A 16,859-nucleotide genomic window follows, 5' to 3' on the forward strand; every position below is an offset into this window, starting at 1 on the left:
CTCTCCTTATATTGTGGTCTTTCGCACGCCATCTTACTCACGAGGTTCCGTCACCATGCAAATCAAGGGGTCATTGTGCATGGGTGTGGATCCCTGGGATCCAGGGTGGATGAATCAGAGACGTTCAGTATGCTCAGCGACTGACTTCAGTCATTCTGGGGAGGAGCCGGGGGCCGACCGACAAGGCCCATTCTGGTCAGAGGCGAGGCCGTAATCTGCCTCAGCGCCAGAACCAGTCCCAGGGTCAGCGACAGAAGGGAGGCCATCAGTATGACGGCCGAGCAATGAACCCCGTAGGCCGCCCACCGAGCGCCGATCTCCAGACCAGGGCTGACCTGCCAAATGACATAGCAGGCATAGAGCATCCCCAGGAACCCTGCCACCAGCATCAAGGTAGCGACAATCTGGATCGAAGCCGAGGACATCCTGGTTCCAGGAACGTCCATCCCGGTGCCACGAGTGACGGCCAGAGCAATAAGGCAGAGACCGACCGGAATAAGCACGCCCATGACCACGTCTGAGGGGCGATGCCAACCTCCCTGCACCAGCGAGCAGCCCACAGACAAGTCAAAAGCGAACCCCACCAAGGCGACCGGGGCCCTCCAAACACGCGGCACCACACAGAGCAGAGCCAGGACCACCGCCAAAGCCAGGATTGTGTGACCTGAGGGGGCAGAATTGGCTGTGGAAGCCTGAGAATGGATCAGCACCGGGCGAGGCAGGAAGCGCTTGAGCATACGCGCCGCCCCGTAGACCACCAGAGCATACACGGCAACCTGGCCGAGCAGCCACCACCGGCGCCTGACCAGAACAACCACCAGGGCTGCAAGGCCCAGCACCACGCAGATCACCACAGTCACATAGGGCATGGCGAACAGTCCCAGATAAGCCTTGACAAGGGGCGCCTGATCAAGGAAACCGCGGAAGTTGGTCAGGGCCATGTCGTCATAGGTCTGCCCGGGAACAGTCCACACAGCTGCCCACCAGACCAGAGCCGCCAGACCCAGGCAGGCCAGGCCGGCGACCAGGCACAGAACCAGGGCCGAAATCCGGGGGCGAGACGTCAAAGGATCCCGGTCAACATGGCTGCCGTCCGCTTCGGTTTGCTCATTCGGATCCCGGTACCAGGCTTCTTGCGCTTCGCCCTGCTTGTGCTTGTTGGTCATACCTCAAGACTCTAACCAACCCCTGGGTCGACAGCCGACACCCCGTCCGACGGACGCGTTCCCTTCACGACTTCAGCCAGCCCAGGCAGGACAGATATGGAAAACTCCCACGCACCCGCCAGAGGCCACTTACCCTTGCTGCATTCCTGCCCTGGGGGGATTGGGTGACATAACGCCACGTGAGAGCAAGTCACCATGATAGCAGACAGATTCCACTTGTCCACTAAAAGGCACCGAACCCTCCGTGCCAGGTGCGCATTCAGTTGACATCACCGCCCGCCGTTTCCCCAACCAGGCCCGTACGCTAGCATGTAAACAACAGGATCGCCGTACTCCAGCGGTTGATCACGGATCATGCCGGACCCTGACAATAGACAATAGGCACCCCGGCATCACAGCGACAAGGGATGGATGGCAGAAGACGAATGGCTGACATGGATGCTGATTTGGTGATTGTAGGCGCTGGCTTGTTTGGCCTGACCGTGGCCCAGCAGGCGGTCGAGCACAGTGGAGCCCGAGTGCAGATCATCGACGTGCGCGATCACATCGGCGGCAACGCATACTCCTACATGGACGAGGAGACCGGGGCCGAAATTCACAAGTACGGCGCACACCTCTTCCACACCTCCAACCGCAAGGTCTGGGAGTACGTCAATCGCTTCACCGAATTCACTGACTACACCCATCGGGTCTACACCACCCACAAGGGCGAGGTCTATCCCCTACCCATCAACCTGGGCACCATCAACCAGTTCTTCCACGCCCACTACACCCCCCAGCAGGCCAGGGATTTGATTCGTCAACAGGCCGGCGAATTGGCCGGGACCGACCCGGGCAACCTGAACGATCAGGGGATCAGCCTGATCGGCCGCCCCCTCTATGAGGCCTTCATCAAAAACTACACGGCCAAGCAGTGGCAGACCGACCCCTCACAGCTGCCCGCCTCCATCATCAAGCGGCTGCCAGTGCGATTCAACTACGACAACCACTACTTCAAGGACACCTGGGAGGGCCTGCCCAAGGACGGCTACACGGCCTGGTTCGAGCGGATGATCGACGACCCACACATCCAGGTGAGCCTGAAGACCGACTTCTTCGACGACTCCCAGCCCTGGAACCGGGATGCTCTGGTGGGGCAGGTCCCCGTGGTCTACACGGGCCCGGTCGACCGTTACTTCGACTACCGTCTGGGCGAGCTCAAGTGGCGGACCGTGGACTTCAAGGAGCGCCGCTACGACGAGGACGACCACTTCGGCTGCCCGGTCATGAACTTCTCCGATCCTGACGTGCCCTACACCCGCGCCATCGAGTTCAAGAACTTCAACCCCGAGCGCTACGACCGCCAGAATCATGAGCGCACCGTGGTCTGGGAGGAGTACAGCCGATTCGCCGGCAAGGGCGACGAACCCTACTACCCCATCAACACGGGCGACGACCGCGCCCTCTACACCCAGTACAAGCAGCTGGCCGCCCAGCAGCCGAAGGTGGTCTTCGGCGGCCGCCTGGGCACCTACGCCTACTACGACATGCACCAGGTCATCAATTCAGCTCTGAATGCCTGGGATAAGCGGATCGCTCCCCTGGTAGGCCACACCAAGGACTGAAACCCTGATTGCACTCCTGACGATCTTCCAGGGGCAATTCAGAGGAAATCCTTGAAGGGAGCCTGAGACTGAAGAACTCGGCGCCAGGTTGAGCCAGCAAATCCGAAAGCACTGTTCCGTTCAGAATACAAAGAGGCCGGCCGCCTATGAAAAGCGACCGGCCTCTTTCCAGACCAAGCATCTGCCATTCATGCATCCGGGGCGACCTTGGAAGAGGCGCCCCAGACATCAATCAGGCAGAATCTGCAGGCTCAGGCGTGCCAGACGTCCTTGCCGTTCTCCTTGGCGGCCTTGACATCGGCATCCAGGGCGCTCTCGTCGCCCTCGACCTTGCCGGCGATGTAATCCTCGACCAGCTGGCGGGACTCGTTGTCCTCATGCTGAACAGCCGGGGACTTCATGAAGTAGGAGCTGGGTGCCAGCACCGGGCCGGCCAGGTGGCGGTCCAGGGCGATCTTGGCGGCACGCAGGGCATCGATGACGATGCCGGCCGAGTTGGGCGAATCCCAGACCTCCAGCTTGTACTCCAGATTCAGCGGGACATCGCCGAAGGTGGTGCCCTCCAGGCGCACGAAGGCCAGCTTGCGGTCATCCAGCCAGGCCACATAGTCGGAGGGACCGATGTGGACGTTGTGGGGATCCATATCGTGGGGAACGATGGAGGTGACCGCACGGGTCTTGGAAACCTTCTTGGACTCCAGACGGGAGCGCTGCAGCATGTTCATGAAGTCCATGTTGCCGCCCACGTTCAGCTGGTAGGTGCGGTCCAGACGCACGCCGCGGTCCTCAAAGAGGCGGGCCATGACGCGGTGCGTGATGGTGGCGCCCACCTGGCTCTTGATATCGTCGCCCACGATGGGCAGGCCGGCATCGCGGAACTTCTGGGCCCACTCGGGGTCGGAGGCGATGAAGACAGGCAGGCAGTTGACGAAGGCGCACCCGGCCTCGATGGCGGCGGTGGCGTAGGCCTTGTCAGCCTGCTCAGAACCGACGGGCAGGTAGGAGACCAGCACATCGACCTTCTTGTCACGCAGAACCTGGGCCACATCCACGGGCTCCGCATCCGACTCGGTGATCATCTTGCTGTAGTACTCGCCCAGTCCATCGCCGGTCGGCCCGCGCAGGACCTCCACGCCCTTGTTGGGAACGTCGCAGAACTTGTAGGTGTTGTTCTGCGAGGCGAAAATGGCCTCGCTCAGGTCCTTGCCGACCTTGAGGGAATCCACGTCGAAGGCGGTCACGAACTCCACGTCACGAATGCGGTAGCCTCCGAAGTTGGCATGCATGATGCCAGGGATCTTGTCATCATCCTTGGCGTCCTTGTAATATTCGACTCCCTGTACCAGCGAGGAAGCGCAGTTGCCCACGCCCGCTATAGCTACACGGATGCTCATACAAACTCCTCTGATTTACTGAGTTATTTCCAACCTAAGCATACCTTCTCCCGATGGATTGCATGGTGGCATGAAGCCTCATATGCGTGCCAGCTGGCAGGACAGACCTCCCGGGAGGGCACAAACGTACGAAAATGATGAACGTTCAGCCCTAGGTCGAACAGTTTTCAGCCCTGCCGGATAGCGTGGTTGGCATGGCCAATCAGACTCGTTCAGTCAGTTCGACCTCGCCCACCCGCAGGGCCCAGTCCGGGTCGCGCGGGAGCGGCAATCGCACCGACAGACCCACCTCGCGGCATGCCGACCGGAACCCCCGGGGTAACGGGCCCCGCCGCGGACAGCGCCGCAAGTCACATCGTGTACTCAAGTGGATCCTGGCCCTGCTGGGACTGGTGCTGGTCGCCGGAGCGGCGGCCTTCGCCTATCTGTACCTGACCACTGAGATCATCCCACCGGAGAAGCAGGCCCTGGCGCAAAAGACCACAGTCTACTATGCGGACGGCACCACCCCCATTGGCACCTACGCCGACCAGAACCGGCAGATCATCGACTGCACGGTCCTTCCCAAATACGTGGGCAATGCGGTCGTCGCCTCGGAGAACCGCTCCTTCTACAAGGACAACGGCATCGACCTCAAGGGCATCGGCCGGGCCTTGCTCAACAACGTGACCAAGGGCACCCGGCAGGGCGGATCCACCATCACCCAGCAGTATGCCGAGCGCTACTATCTGGGCGAGACCACCTCCTACAAGGGCAAGCTGCGCGAGGCCATCCTCTCCCTGAAGATCTCCAGGACCGAGAATAAGGACACGGTCCTGTGCAACTATATGAACACCATCTACTTCGGCCGCGGCGCCTACGGTATCCAGGCCGCCGCCCAGAATTACTTCGGCAAGGACGCCAAGGAGCTGACCATGCCCGAGTCGGCCATGCTGGCCGGCATCATCCCCGCCCCGGCCTCCTGGGATCCGGCGATCAACCCTAAGCAGGCTGAATCGCGCTTCCACCGGGTGCTGGGCATCATGGAGGAAGACCACTACATCAGCCACAAGGACCGGGTCGGCGCCCAGATGCCGCAGACCATCAAGTACTCGCCGGAGAACGTCTACCAGGGGCCCAACGGCTACCTGCTGCGCATGGTGCGCAATGAGCTGTCCTCCGGCAAAAAGGCCCCCTTCACCGCAGACGACCTGGACACGGGCGGCTACCGGATCATCACCACCATTCAGAAAGACAAACAGGATCTGATGTTCCAAGTGGCCAGTCCAACCACCGGCAACAAGCACCAGCCACCCACCCTGCAGACCGGAGGGCTCTCGGTCGACCCCAAGACCGGCGCTATCATCTCCTTGTACGCGGGGGACGACTATCTGACCCACCAGCTCAACAATGTGGACCAGGCCACCTTCCAGGTGGGTTCGACCATGAAGGCCTACACCCTGTTGGGAGCCATCCAGGATGGGGTCAGCCTCAACACGGTCTTCAATGGCAACTCTCCACGCACTTTCTCCAGCGTAGGCAAGTCCGTCGCTAATGCCGGGCAGGTCAGCTACGGGTACATCAACCTCTACTCGGCCTTCGCCAACTCGGTCAACACGGTCTTCATGGATCTGGGCGAGCACGTGACCTCCCAGAAGACGGCCCAGCTGGCACATACGGCCGGCATCACCGGCAAGATCGACGACACGACCACCTTCGACACCCTGGGTCTGGATGCTCTTTCGGTCTATGACGTGACCCAGGGCTACGCCACTCTGGCCAACGGGGGCAAGCGACCCCTGCTGCATCTGGTGGCCCAGGTCAAGGACGCCAAGGATCAGGAGCTCTACACCGCGGCGATCCAGTCGGACCAGGTCTTCAATGCCGACCAGGTGGCCCTGCTGCAGAAGGCCATGACCACCACGGTTCAGTACGGCACCGCCTCCTACGCGCGTTCCCTGGGCCGGCCCATCGCCGGCAAGACAGGTACAGCCAACGACCAGACAGCCATCTCCTTCATCGGATTCACTCCCTCGCTGCTGACCACCTTCGCCGTCTGGAACCAAGGACAGGATGGCAGTGCCCTCAAGGTGCCTGATGTCTATCAGAACGAGTTCTATCCGGTCCAGCTGTTCACCCAGTATATGAAGTCGGCCCTGGGCAACAGCCCGGTGGAGCGCTTCCCTGCGGCCGAGGACCATGGCAAGATCGGCGGACCGGACGGCAGCTGGGGCACCGGGTATAAGCCGAGCTACTCCTATACGCCCAGGCGCAACTACAACTATGAATACGTGCCTCAGCAGCGCAACCAGCAGCAGATAGTCCCGCAGGAGGAGTCAGGAGCCGGCAGCGGCTCGGGCTCAGGCAATGGAGGCGGGGCCGAAGGCGGCAACGGCGGAACCACCGAGGGCAACTCCGGGTCAGAGTCATCCCAACAGTAAGGCTGTCCGGACAGACCGGTCCGATCCGGACGAATCAGCTGCGCTCGGATCGGACCGTAAGGCTGGTCTAGCTGGTCTGGGGTTGCTTTATCCCCTATGACCGCTAGCCGCGCTGGAAGCGGTTGAGGGCCGAGATGATGGCCTTGAGGGAGCTGGTGGAGATGGACGAATCGATGCCCACGCCCCAGATCACCCGGGACCTGGCCGGTTCGCCCACCCGGCATTCCACGTAGGAGGCGGCCAGGGCATCCGTGCCTGCGGTCATAGCGTGCTCGGCGTAGTCCAGAACCGAAACGGTCTGATCCAGGGACTTGAGTGCATCCAGGAAGGCCGCAATAGGACCGTTCCCATGCCCCTGAACACGACGGCGCTCCTCAGGATCGCCTGGGGCAAGTCCCCGGTCCAGCAGGGTGGCATCGAGAACAGTGTCGGAGCCGTCCTCGCCGGAGGTGACTGCCACATTCAGGAGCTTGAAGCGTCCCCACTGCTGCAGGGTCTCGTCGCGCTGATCGGCCATGGACTCGCCGCCGACCACGCTTCCGCCGGCCTCCACGGGCAGGTACTCGTCCTTGAAGAGCCGCCAGATGTCGGCATCCTTGACCTCGCGCTTGGTCCTGTCGGCATAGCTCTGGACCAGTCGTTCGAACTCCACCTGAAGGCGCTTGGGCAGATCCAGATGGTGGTTGGCCTTGAGCAGGTAGGCCATGCCGCCCTTGCCCGATTGGGAGTTGACCCGGATGATGGCCTCGTAGTTGCCGCCCACATCCTTGGGATCGATGGGCAGGTAGGGCACCAGCCAGAGGAAGTCGTCGGGGTTGGCGTTGGCGCGCAGAGCCGCCTGCTGCCGGGCATCCAGCCCCTTCTTGATCGCGTCCTGGTGGGAGCCGGAGAAGGCTGTAAAGACAAAGTTGCCCACATAGGGGTGCCGCTCGGAGACGGCGATCTGATTGCAGTACTCCACCGTCCGACGGATGCCGGGCATGTCGGAGAAGTCCAGCTGGGGGTCGATTCCCTGGACCAGCAGGTTCAGCCCCACCGTGCAAATGTCGACATTGCCGGTGCGTTCGCCATTGCCCAGCAGGCAGCCCTCGACCCGGTCGGCCCCGGCCAGCAGGCTGAGCTCGGTGGCGGCCACGGCCATGCCCTCGTCATTGTGGGGGTGCAGGGAGAGCACCACTGCATCCCGGTCCTTGAGGTTGGTGGATATGTACTCCACCTCGTCAGCGAAGACATTGGGGGTGGTCATCTCCACGGTGTTGGGCAGGTTGATGATCATGGGATGCTCCGGCGTAGGCCGGATCACGTCGATGACCGCGTTGCAGACCTCCAGGGAGTACTCAGGCTCTGCGCCAGAGAAGGATTCGGGCGAATACTCGTAGGAAAGGTCGGTGCCCCCGGCATCGGCCTCCAGAGATCGGCAGAGCTCGGCTGCGTCAGTGGCCAGCTGCTTGATGCCGGCCTTGTCCTTGTGGAAGACGACCTCCCGCTGCAGGACCGAGACCGAGTTGTAGAAGTGGACCACCGCCCGCTTGGCCCCACGCAGGGCCTCGTAGGTACGGCGGATCAGATGCTCGCGGGCCTGAGTCAGGACCACGATGGTCACGTCGTCAGGGATCAGCTCGCGCTCTATCAGGAGGCGGATGAAGTCGTAATCGGTTTCGGAGGCCGAGGGGAAGCCCACCTCGATCTCCTTGAAACCCATGGAGATCAGCAGATTCCAGAATCTCAGCTTGCGCTCGGAATCCATGGGGTCGACCAGGGCCTGGTTGCCGTCGCGAAGATCCACCGAGCACCAGCGAGGCGCCCGCTTCAGGGTCTTGCCCGGCCAGGTGCGCTGCGGATAGTCAAAGGGAACCTGCTTGTTGTAGGCCACATACTTGGTGTAGGGCATGGCGCTGGGCTTCTGCGGCGAACCCACAAACCTGGGGGGAGGCAGCAGCAGGTCGTTGTTCCCTCCATTGGACGCCGCGGCCTGGGCCGCAAGATCAAACACGGATGCACGATCCTGATCCATCTCTCCTCCTTCTTTCGTTCGTCGGAAACCACAATGTCGCCCGGCTATAGGCGTTCGGGCATGTCGAAACCGCACCGGGGGTGTCATTATCTTACCGGAGGAGGGCCGGGACATGCGGTCCGGGTCCGCATTACGACGCAGCGGAAGGCGAGCGCGCGGAGCCTGGCATAATTTGCGAGGTTGCCAAGGATGCAAATACCACACGATGCAAGCGCTGACAGAGTGCTCACTGGAAAAGGGAGACGCCGCGACGGCCCTCGCAGTAGGCGTTGCCCAGCCAGGTGTGACGCGAGTTGGGCCAGACCGAACCCAGGCGGGGGGCGTTCTGGCTCATCCAGATGCTGGGCACACGCCCATCGGCGCTGTGGGACCCCAGCAGGTTGAAGCCGTTCTTGACCGCCAGCCAGTCGGGATGCTGGGTGGCGATGGCCAGACCCTCCTCCAAGGTCAGAGGGAGGCGGTCGTCGGAGTCGATCAGTTTGCGGGCCACGTCGGGTTCGCGGTTGGTGTAGCAGGTCCCGGTATGCGGCTCCAGGACGATGTAAAAGGGACCCTCGGGCGGCTCGAACCCGTTCTGGGGCAGGAAGCTGGCGATGTCACGCGGCGGCATGGTGGTGAAGCCGGCCATGCGGTTGATGCTGGTCCGGGCGATCAGCGACTCGGGCGAGACCAGCTCTCTGGTGGGGATGAGCAGGATCTGCTCGCCCAGCTCAGTGGACTCCAGCGCGGAAATCAGGGGTTGGGCCAAGGCTCTGAAGGCGGCGGCGCTGATGTCCGCCACATCCGGATAGCCCAGGGCCACGATCCGATCCAGTTGCCGCTGCACTTCTTGGGAAGATCTGGTCATAGCCTCCAGTCTAATTCGAATCTGCCCCCGCGAGCACCTACACTCTCGACACTCACCTGCCAGGGCGAGGTATCGTATTCCGATTTAGTGCTGGCCGTACACGTGCTGATAACGGTCGTTCAGACTGGCCACATCCTCGTCGGACAATGGCACAGGCGTACCGATTTGCTCAGCAGCCCACACCGTACGCGCCACCTCCTCCGTCATCGCCGCCGCCTTGACCGCAGCCTCAGCATCAGCACCGACCGTGAAGGGGCCGTGATTGCGCATGAGCACCGCAGGACAGCCCGGATGTTCCGCCAGGGTTTCGACCACCCCACGACCTATCTGGTCCGAACCAATCAAGGCGAAGGGACCCACCGGCACCGGACCACCGAACTCGTCACCCATCATCGTCAATACGCATGGAATTGACCGGCCCACTGCAGCAAAGGCCGTAGCAAAGGTCGAATGCGTATGCACCACGCCAAATACTTCAGGCATGTGCCGGTAGATGTAGGCGTGCGAAAACACATCCGAGGAGGGGGCGGCAGATCCGTCCACCACATGCCCTTCCAGATCCGTGACCACCATTGATTCCGGCGTTAACTGCTCGTAGCGCACCCCGGATGGCTTGATCACCAGCAAGTCGGCTGAATGCAGGCGTTGCGAGACATTCCCCGCCGTCCACACCACCAGCCCCCACTTGATCAACTGCTCATGCAGGGCGGCAACATGCTCACGAACCAATCCCACTTCGACACGTACCTCATCAGAAAAATCAGCCAAGGACGTCATACGAACCACCACCATTCCCAATAAGGGGCCGACCCTTCCTGCGAAAAGCCGGCCCGGTTTGCTTACCTGCGTGCACAGACCCTGCTGCGTATCCTCACAGGCTTTCCAGATCCTTGCCCTTGGTCTCCTGGGCAAAGAGATAAATAACAGCGCCGATGACCAGGCAGACACCGAAGAAGGTGAATGCCGTGGTGACAACGCCGATGTTGATGTGCTGGGAGACATAGTCGCCGCCCACCAGGAGCCCCATGAATATAGGGCCTACGATCTTGGCCGTGGCGCCGATGCCGTATCCCAGCCCCAGTCCGGTGGAACGAACATCGTTGGGTAACTGCTCGCCGCCGAAAGCGTTGAGAATGCCGAAGACACCGTCGGCGAAGGTCATGATGACCAGGACAGCGATGTAGAACTGCCAGCCGGAATTGTGGAAGAAGGCCGCGTAGAAGCATCCCAGAGCCCCGATGATGCCGAAGGAGAACATGGTCCAACGCCGACCGATGATGTCAGCCAGCCAGGCAGAGCCGAATCTGCCGATGCAGTCGGCCACGGAGACGCCCATGAACAGGTAGGCCACCATCTGCGTTGAGAAGCCGAAAGCATCCTTCATCAGCGTTTGACCCCAGGATTGGATGGCGAAGGAACCCAGAATGAAGCAGAAGGAGCCAACCGAAATGATGACCAGCGGCCTTAGATGCTTGGACAGAAGCAGACGATAACTGGCCTTCTGCTCCTGCTCGACCTTGGGCAGGGCGCCGACCTGGTCCGCGGGAAGCTCAAGAGCCCATGCCAAGGCCTTGCGGGCATCATTGTCACGTCCCACGCTCTGATAGAAACGAGGGGACTCCGGCACCGTCGCCAACCAGAACAGAAGAAGGACAGGGATAACGCCCAGGGCCACCAGCACGCGCCAATTGTCGCCAATCAGGCTCTGCGAGACGGATCCCAGGAGCAGACCCAGAGGAATGAAGACCGAGGCCAGGCCGGAGAGCATGCCGCGCTGTCTGGCCGGCACGAATTCCTGGACGTAGGGGATGGAGATGATGTTCAGGCCGCCTACGCCGACACCCACGCCGATGCGCAGGATGGCCAGCAGGATCCAGGCACCGTCAGGCAGGAAGACTGACAGGGCCGTGAAGACCACGAAGCAGAGAACACACCACTGGAAGGCATGCTTGCGGCCGAAGCGATCGGCCAAACGCCCCCAGAGGATGGATCCGATGACCGTGCCCAGCCCGGAGCAGGCCAGGATGATTCCAGCGGAAACCCCGGTCAGGTGCCAGGCCGAAGTCAGGAGGGAGACCACGAAACCAATCAGGAACATATCGAAGAATTCGGATATGTTGCCGGCTATGGCCAGGCCGATGATGCTTTTCTGATGTCCGGTCAGGGGACGAGCGTCTATCTGCTCGTATGCGGTCAGTGTCTCCCCGGCCTGTGTGACATGTGTATCACTCATAATGGTGCTTTTCTTTCTCGGATGGTCATGATGATGGCGGCCCGACCCCCGTACGGATCTGACCTGAGGATCCAGGTCGCTCTCTCCTTCCTTGGAGAATGCTGCGGCGGCCTTGGATCATGAAGGAACGGTCAACGGTTGATATCCCCGCCCAGCGGAATATCCAGTTCCTGGGCGCGGATACGGGTCAGATCGCCCATATGCGTCAGGGCATACTCGGCGGCCCGCTGTCCCCACCTGACACCGCACTCCACATCATCGGAGAGGAAGCCGTGGAGGGTGGCAGCCACGAAGGAATCCCCGGCGCCGGGACGATCCACCACCGGAACCGTCGTGGTGACGTACTTCTTGATTCCCTTGGAGGTTCTCAAGTAAGGACCATCCAAGTGATTGGTGGAAACAATGTACTCATTGCCGAAGCGCTGGTAGAGCTGCTCGCAGACCTCCTCGCCTGTCCCCTCGATTCCGAAGACGCTTTTGGCGTCCTTGATGGAGCAGAAGAGAATGCGGGCCTTATGAGCGATGGGCTCCAAAACCTTTCTGGCCTGGTCACCAGACCAAAGCTTGCTGCGGAAGTTCACGTCAAAGGCGATGTCGATGCCGCGCTTCTCCGCCTGCTCGGCCGCATAAGTCACCACCTGAGCGGTGGTATCGGTCAGGGCCGCGGTGATGCCGGTCAGGAAGAGCAGGCGGGTGTCCAGCATCCGGTCCCAGTCGTAATCCTCGATCCCCGTCGACCTGAAGGGGGTGTACTCGCGGTCGTAGATGACGTTGGCCGGCATGGGGGGTTCGCCCGGCTCCATGAAGTAGAGGGCGATTCGGCTGGCCGGCTTGCGGACCATGGTGCTCAGATCAACACCCACAGACCTGTACTCGCTCAGGACGTATTCGCCCAAATCCCCCTCCGGCAGCGAAGAGGTCCACAGGGTCTTGCGCTGAAGCTGAGCCAACACTCCAGCCACATTGGCCTCGGAACAGGCTGGATTCATCAGGACCGACCGGGCGTTCATCAGCCGCTCCCCCCTCCTGACCGTGAGCCTGATCTGCCCCTCTCCTATGGTCGAAAGGTCATATGCATGTTCTGCCATCACTTGCTCCTTGTCTACATGGCCGCTTCTCTAGAATGGACCACGACGTCCGCTTCATTCCGTATTACGACCTGTCACATTCAAACTCGCACCGATCGGGTCGACCCTCCAGGGGCGACCGCTGGCATCATTGCCTCCCTGCCGATGCCAAGGGGGTGGAGGACCGGCACAACCACCCCCGGGTCGCAACCGTGACCGCTGCGACCTGTACTTCAGCCTCTGGGGTCAAGCACCTCCATGTCAGCCCCTCGCAGCCAGGTTTCCACTTTCTTCCTTGCATTCGCGACGATCTGATCGGCCTGGTCCGAATCATCGTTCCACATCTCCAGCATGATCCGCCCCGACCAGGATTGCCGGGCCAGCTCGGCGAAAGCCGTGGGAAAATCGGCACAGCCCTCGCCCATGGTGATGCGACGCGGCTGCCCTGGGAGCACATCCTTGACATGGATGGCCAGCATTCTGCCGGCTCCAGCCCTGAGCTCAGCCACGGCATCCAGCTCCTGCTCGTAGAGGTTGCCGATATCCGGGTACATGCTCAACCAGGAGGACCCGACCTGATCGCAGATGGCCAGACCCTTGGTGATGGAGGTGATGTCATTGCCATCCACATTCTCTATGCCCAGCATGACGCCGGCCTGGGCCGCATACTCAGCCGCCCTGGCCAAAACCTCCACATACCTGGCGCGCTGGTCGGGATCAGGGTCCTCGTAGTAGGCGTAGTAACCGGCTACCTGAATCAGGGGAATGCCCGCCTCATGAGCCAGATCGATCGCCTTGAGGAAGATCTCATAGGCCTGACGGCGGACAGCCGGATCGGCCGAGCCAGGGCCAACCTTACGGTGGCAGCTCAGGCAGATCCCTCCGACCTGGACGCCCTGGCGGTCAGCGGCCTGACGGAAGGTGGAAGCCTGGGCAGCCGTCCAGTCCAAGCGGGCCATCCGCTTGTCGCTTTCGTCAATGGACAGATCCATGAAGGTGAACCCATCGGCCGCCACCTGGGACATGAACGCATCCCAATCATCCGGCTCGGCGGGGGACTTCAGGGCCTTCTCATAGATGCCCAGGGTGATGCTGCCGCTCATTGCGGCCACACCCTGCCGATGGTCTCCCGCAGCTCGGTCGCAGCGGCCAGGGGGTCGTCAGCCTTGACAATGCCGCGGCCGGAGATCACCACTCCGACGGGAACTCCTTGGAAGAAGGGCAGATCCTTGGCCGTGACCCCGCCGGTCACAGTGACCTTGAAGCCCATCTGATGCAGCTGGCGGATGCGATCCTTGTCGTCCTCCCCCCAGGTCAGCTTTCCGGCCGCTTCAGCGTCGCGAGAACGATGGACGATGACCTGGGTAGCTCCAAGTCGCCGCCATTCGCGCGCCTGTTCGGGATCGTAGGTTTCACCCAGCTCAATCTGGACCTCACCGCCGAACTCCTGGGCCACCTTCACCACCTGCTCGACCGTGGTCATGCTGGCCCCGGCGACCACCGAGACCCAGCTGGCACCCGCCTCGAAGCAGGCGCGGGAGATGACCGCACCAGCCTCGGCGATCCTGACATCAGCCAGGATGGTCTTATTGGGATAGAGAGCACGGATCTCGCGCACGGCTCTCAGCCCTTCGGCGATGATCAGGACCGTTCCGCACTCGATGACATCCACTTGGCTGACGGCCGCATTCAGAGGCCTCAGGGCCGAGGGCATATCAAAGGTGTCCAGCGCGATCTGAAGCTGGGGGCGTTCCAGGGTCTTGTCTGCTGCCATCGCGCTCAGGCCTCCTTACGGAAGGAGAAGAAGTTGTGGGCGTTGCGGATGAGCAGCTTGTCCACGTAGTCGGGATCAAAGCCTTCGGCGATCATGCGGGGGCCGTCCACTGCCGGGTTGTAGTCCACGCCGCTCACAGAGCCGTAGACCTTCTGGTAGGAGCGCTTGCCGGAGTCCGTGCCCAGGAGGATACGGTCCTCATAGCCGTCTTTCTTGAAAGCCTTGAGCTCCATCATCCTGTTGGAATCGGGCTGATACTTGATCCTGTTGGTGCCGTCGATTTCCAGGTAAACGCCCAGATCCAGGATCTCCTCCAGGTAGTAGACATCAGCATTGCGCTGAATGTGGCCGATGGCGATCTGGTCCGCGGGGACCCCCAGCCCGATCAGAGTCTGGGCCTGTTCCAGGCCACAGGTTCCATAGGTGGTGTGTGTGTTGATGGGAGCGCCGGTTTCGATGGCCGCCTTGGCAGCAGCCTCCATGCACTTATGCTCGAAAGGCGTGATCTCGCCGTAAGCAGTGCCGATCTTGATGACACCTGCCTTATAGGGGCTGCGATCCACCAGGGGGCCGGTGTAGTCGTTGCGATCGATGCCCTCACGGATATCGGCGATGACCAGATCGGCGATCTGATCGACGCTGTAGCGGTTGATCCAGTGGGACTGGGTCTCCAGGTAGACATGCTCACGATGGAAGCCGGTGGCCCCTATGATCTGCAGGTTCTCCACCGAGCGGGCCACCTCAGCCAGCTTCTCGATGTCACGGCCGCAGTTGATGGGGCACATGTCCACCACGGTGCCGCCCTGCTTGCTCCACTTCAGCGAGGCCTTGGCGAAATAGCCGGCCTCGGTCTCTGCCTTCTCGACTGAATCCAGTTGATGGTCCTTGTCCAGGTAGACCTCACCGGCTCCCACCCGGATCAGATGGTCGTGGCTGTTGACTACGCCAAGCGTGCTCGGATCGACATCACCCAGAATGGTTCGTGCGAATGCCATGTGAACTCCTTTGTTGTTTGTGCTCTGCGACTTCGCGGCACCGGTCTTCAGGCTTTTCTTCCGGTGCCTTTGACAGGAAACAGACTATGGGAGCCATCAGAGAACAACAAGGATATCGATGAACATATGTACTTGAAGAATAAATTTATATCTTTATATATTTCATTTCCAGCATTACAAGAGCTTTCTTTAGACCATTTGGGACAGCTAGGCTCGTGTATGCGAATTCTGATAAAATGTACATATGTTCAGCGATTTACAGATGATGACCAGCTCGGATGCTCGCAAGCGGGTCCAGCTGCTTCTTCGCATAGCCCGCATGTACTACCAGGACCACATGCTGCAGTCCCAGATCGCCACAGAGACAGGCTATTCCCGCCCCTCCGTCTCCCGGATGCTGAAAGAGGCCCAAGAGCGAGGACTGGTAAAGATCTCCATTGAGAATCCACTGGAACGGCTTGAAGACCTGGAGTCCAGGCTGATCCGGCAATTCAACCTCCGTTGTGCTCGGGTCTCGGAGCCACCGCAAGGATGCACCGGGTATGATGTCGTACCCCGAAGCGCGGCGGCTCTCCTGGTTGAGCAGACCAGGCCCGACTCTTTGATAACCGTCTCCAATGGCAACGCCGTCGCCTACACGGTTCGAGAAGTTCCCCTGCAAAACTGGGCAAAGTCCAAGGTCGTGCAGATGATCGGTTCCCTGTCGCCGACCAATCCTATGACGGATTCACCGGAGATATGCCGCATGCTGGCCCAGCGACTGGGCGGCAGCTACTCGTCGCTGCCGGTGCCCATGATCCTTTCTTCGACATCCGTAGCTGAAGCCATGCGCAAAGAACGCCAGATCGCCGACACCCTGACTCTGGGCGGACACGCCGACGTTGCGGTGGTGGGAGTCGGGTCGGTCAAGGAGGGAAGGTCAGGACACATTTTCAAAGACTACGAGAATGCGGCTTTCATCAAGGAGGTGACCGAGCTCAAGGCCGTGGGACACATCTGCGGGCATCACATCGATGCCCAGGGTCGCCACATCCGAACCAGCCTGTGTGAACGCACTATATCGATTGAATTCGAACGCCTGAAGCGGATCCCTCTGGTCATAGGCGTGGCCTGGGGGCCGCAAAAGGTTGCCAGCATCCTCGCCTGTCTGCGGGCTGGGCTCATCTCTGCACTGGCCACCGACCGCGACACGGCCGAAGGGATACTTGAGCTGGAACAACGGCAGAGGAGGGCAGGCAGAAAAGCCTCACAAACCCCGAGCCAAGCAGAGGCCAAGCAGGGCTGACCCTGCATGAAAACCATCAGGCAGACGGAGCCTGGTAGAACCGATCAGCCCAGATGCGCA

At 61.1% G+C, this 16,859-nt stretch carries 13 protein-coding genes and 1 other RNA gene; 3 read left to right on the plus strand and 11 right to left on the minus strand.

Going from position 1 to position 16,859, the window contains the following annotated elements:
* Positions 1 to 146: 146 nt before the first annotated feature.
* Both H3T92_RS03435 and ffs read right to left on the minus strand, forming a co-directional pair.
* Complete coding sequence (locus H3T92_RS03435) at positions 147 to 1,166, minus strand: phosphatase PAP2 family protein (protein WP_144084933.1); 1,020 nt, start codon at positions 1,164 to 1,166, stop codon at positions 147 to 149.
* Between the two features lie 98 nt (positions 1,167 to 1,264).
* Positions 1,265 to 1,355: signal recognition particle sRNA small type (gene ffs, locus H3T92_RS03440), an RNA gene on the minus strand.
* 236 nt (positions 1,356 to 1,591) lie between these two features.
* Between ffs and glf the strand changes: the two genes are divergently transcribed.
* The gene (gene glf / locus H3T92_RS03445; RefSeq protein ID WP_198189384.1) at positions 1,592 to 2,770 is read left to right on the plus strand and encodes a UDP-galactopyranose mutase; all 1,179 of its coding nucleotides are present in this window, start codon (positions 1,592 to 1,594) and stop codon (positions 2,768 to 2,770) included.
* 251 nt (positions 2,771 to 3,021) lie between these two features.
* Here the strand turns inward: glf and H3T92_RS03450 are convergent, their stop codons facing one another.
* Complete coding sequence (locus tag H3T92_RS03450) at positions 3,022 to 4,164, minus strand: inositol-3-phosphate synthase (protein WP_198189385.1); 1,143 nt, start codon at positions 4,162 to 4,164, stop codon at positions 3,022 to 3,024.
* A 194-nt stretch (positions 4,165 to 4,358) separates the two neighbouring features.
* Here H3T92_RS03450 and H3T92_RS03455 point away from each other — a divergent pair, with 194 nt between their 5' ends.
* Positions 4,359 to 6,584: a transglycosylase domain-containing protein gene (locus H3T92_RS03455; protein WP_144084931.1), complete on the plus strand. Its 2,226-nt coding sequence runs from the start codon at positions 4,359 to 4,361 to the stop codon at positions 6,582 to 6,584.
* A 103-nt stretch (positions 6,585 to 6,687) separates the two neighbouring features.
* On the opposite strand, the gene leuA is transcribed toward H3T92_RS03455, so the two are convergent.
* From leuA to H3T92_RS03495, 8 genes are all read right to left on the minus strand, one after another.
* Positions 6,688 to 8,598 (minus strand): 2-isopropylmalate synthase, encoded by a 1,911-nt coding sequence (gene leuA / locus H3T92_RS03460; RefSeq protein ID WP_144084930.1) that lies wholly within the window; start codon positions 8,596 to 8,598, stop codon positions 6,688 to 6,690.
* A gap of 226 nt (positions 8,599 to 8,824) precedes the next feature.
* Positions 8,825 to 9,445 (minus strand): DUF5701 family protein, encoded by a 621-nt coding sequence (locus H3T92_RS03465; RefSeq protein WP_024626962.1) that lies wholly within the window; start codon positions 9,443 to 9,445, stop codon positions 8,825 to 8,827.
* Between the two features lie 84 nt (positions 9,446 to 9,529).
* A complete protein-coding gene (locus tag H3T92_RS03470; RefSeq protein WP_144085197.1) occupies positions 9,530 to 10,222 on the minus strand; it encodes an L-ribulose-5-phosphate 4-epimerase in 693 nt (230 codons plus the stop codon).
* A 94-nt stretch (positions 10,223 to 10,316) separates the two neighbouring features.
* On the minus strand, positions 10,317 to 11,678 hold the full coding sequence (locus tag H3T92_RS03475; RefSeq protein ID WP_144084929.1) for an MFS transporter: 1,362 nt from the start codon (positions 11,676 to 11,678) through the stop codon (positions 10,317 to 10,319).
* Between the two features lie 131 nt (positions 11,679 to 11,809).
* Positions 11,810 to 12,766 (minus strand): sugar kinase, encoded by a 957-nt coding sequence (locus tag H3T92_RS03480; protein ID WP_144084928.1) that lies wholly within the window; start codon positions 12,764 to 12,766, stop codon positions 11,810 to 11,812.
* A 212-nt stretch (positions 12,767 to 12,978) separates the two neighbouring features.
* Positions 12,979 to 13,848: an L-ribulose-5-phosphate 3-epimerase gene (locus tag H3T92_RS03485; RefSeq protein ID WP_144084927.1), complete on the minus strand. Its 870-nt coding sequence runs from the start codon at positions 13,846 to 13,848 to the stop codon at positions 12,979 to 12,981.
* Positions 13,845 to 14,519, minus strand: coding sequence for a 3-keto-L-gulonate-6-phosphate decarboxylase UlaD (locus tag H3T92_RS03490; RefSeq protein WP_024626967.1), 675 nt, complete (start codon positions 14,517 to 14,519; stop codon positions 13,845 to 13,847). The genes H3T92_RS03485 and H3T92_RS03490 overlap by 4 nt, the downstream gene beginning before the upstream one ends.
* Positions 14,520 to 14,524: 5 nt before the next feature.
* Positions 14,525 to 15,514 carry a phosphotriesterase family protein gene (locus H3T92_RS03495; RefSeq protein ID WP_024626968.1) on the minus strand — a complete coding sequence of 330 codons (990 nt, stop codon included), beginning with the start codon at positions 15,512 to 15,514 and terminating at the stop codon, positions 14,525 to 14,527.
* A gap of 244 nt (positions 15,515 to 15,758) precedes the next feature.
* Between H3T92_RS03495 and H3T92_RS03500 the strand changes: the two genes are divergently transcribed.
* Complete coding sequence (locus H3T92_RS03500) at positions 15,759 to 16,799, plus strand: sugar-binding transcriptional regulator (protein ID WP_232341846.1); 1,041 nt, start codon at positions 15,759 to 15,761, stop codon at positions 16,797 to 16,799.
* Positions 16,800 to 16,859: the final 60 nt, after the last annotated feature.

The sequence above is a fragment of the Bifidobacterium sp. W8112 genome (assembly GCF_016101425.1).
Classification (GTDB): Bacteria; Actinomycetota; Actinomycetes; order Actinomycetales; family Bifidobacteriaceae; genus Bombiscardovia; species Bombiscardovia apousia.

Bases quoted from the DNA above. Each gene is read 5' to 3' on its own strand.
- H3T92_RS03435 (WP_144084933.1), bottom strand. From the start codon at position 1,166: ATGACCAACAAGCACAAGCAGGGCGAAGCGCAAGAAGCCTGGTACCGG.
- glf (WP_198189384.1), top strand. From the start codon at position 1,592: ATGGCTGACATGGATGCTGATTTGGTGATTGTAGGCGCTGGCTTGTTT.
- H3T92_RS03450 (WP_198189385.1), bottom strand. From the start codon at position 4,164: ATGAGCATCCGTGTAGCTATAGCGGGCGTGGGCAACTGCGCTTCCTCG.
- H3T92_RS03455 (WP_144084931.1), top strand. From the start codon at position 4,359: ATGGCCAATCAGACTCGTTCAGTCAGTTCGACCTCGCCCACCCGCAGG.
- leuA (WP_144084930.1), bottom strand. From the start codon at position 8,598: ATGGATCAGGATCGTGCATCCGTGTTTGATCTTGCGGCCCAGGCCGCG.
- H3T92_RS03465 (WP_024626962.1), bottom strand. From the start codon at position 9,445: ATGACCAGATCTTCCCAAGAAGTGCAGCGGCAACTGGATCGGATCGTG.
- H3T92_RS03470 (WP_144085197.1), bottom strand. From the start codon at position 10,222: ATGACGTCCTTGGCTGATTTTTCTGATGAGGTACGTGTCGAAGTGGGA.
- H3T92_RS03475 (WP_144084929.1), bottom strand. From the start codon at position 11,678: ATGAGTGATACACATGTCACACAGGCCGGGGAGACACTGACCGCATAC.
- H3T92_RS03480 (WP_144084928.1), bottom strand. From the start codon at position 12,766: ATGGCAGAACATGCATATGACCTTTCGACCATAGGAGAGGGGCAGATC.
- H3T92_RS03485 (WP_144084927.1), bottom strand. From the start codon at position 13,848: ATGAGCGGCAGCATCACCCTGGGCATCTATGAGAAGGCCCTGAAGTCC.
- H3T92_RS03490 (WP_024626967.1), bottom strand. From the start codon at position 14,519: ATGGCAGCAGACAAGACCCTGGAACGCCCCCAGCTTCAGATCGCGCTG.
- H3T92_RS03495 (WP_024626968.1), bottom strand. From the start codon at position 15,514: ATGGCATTCGCACGAACCATTCTGGGTGATGTCGATCCGAGCACGCTT.
- H3T92_RS03500 (WP_232341846.1), top strand. From the start codon at position 15,759: ATGTTCAGCGATTTACAGATGATGACCAGCTCGGATGCTCGCAAGCGG.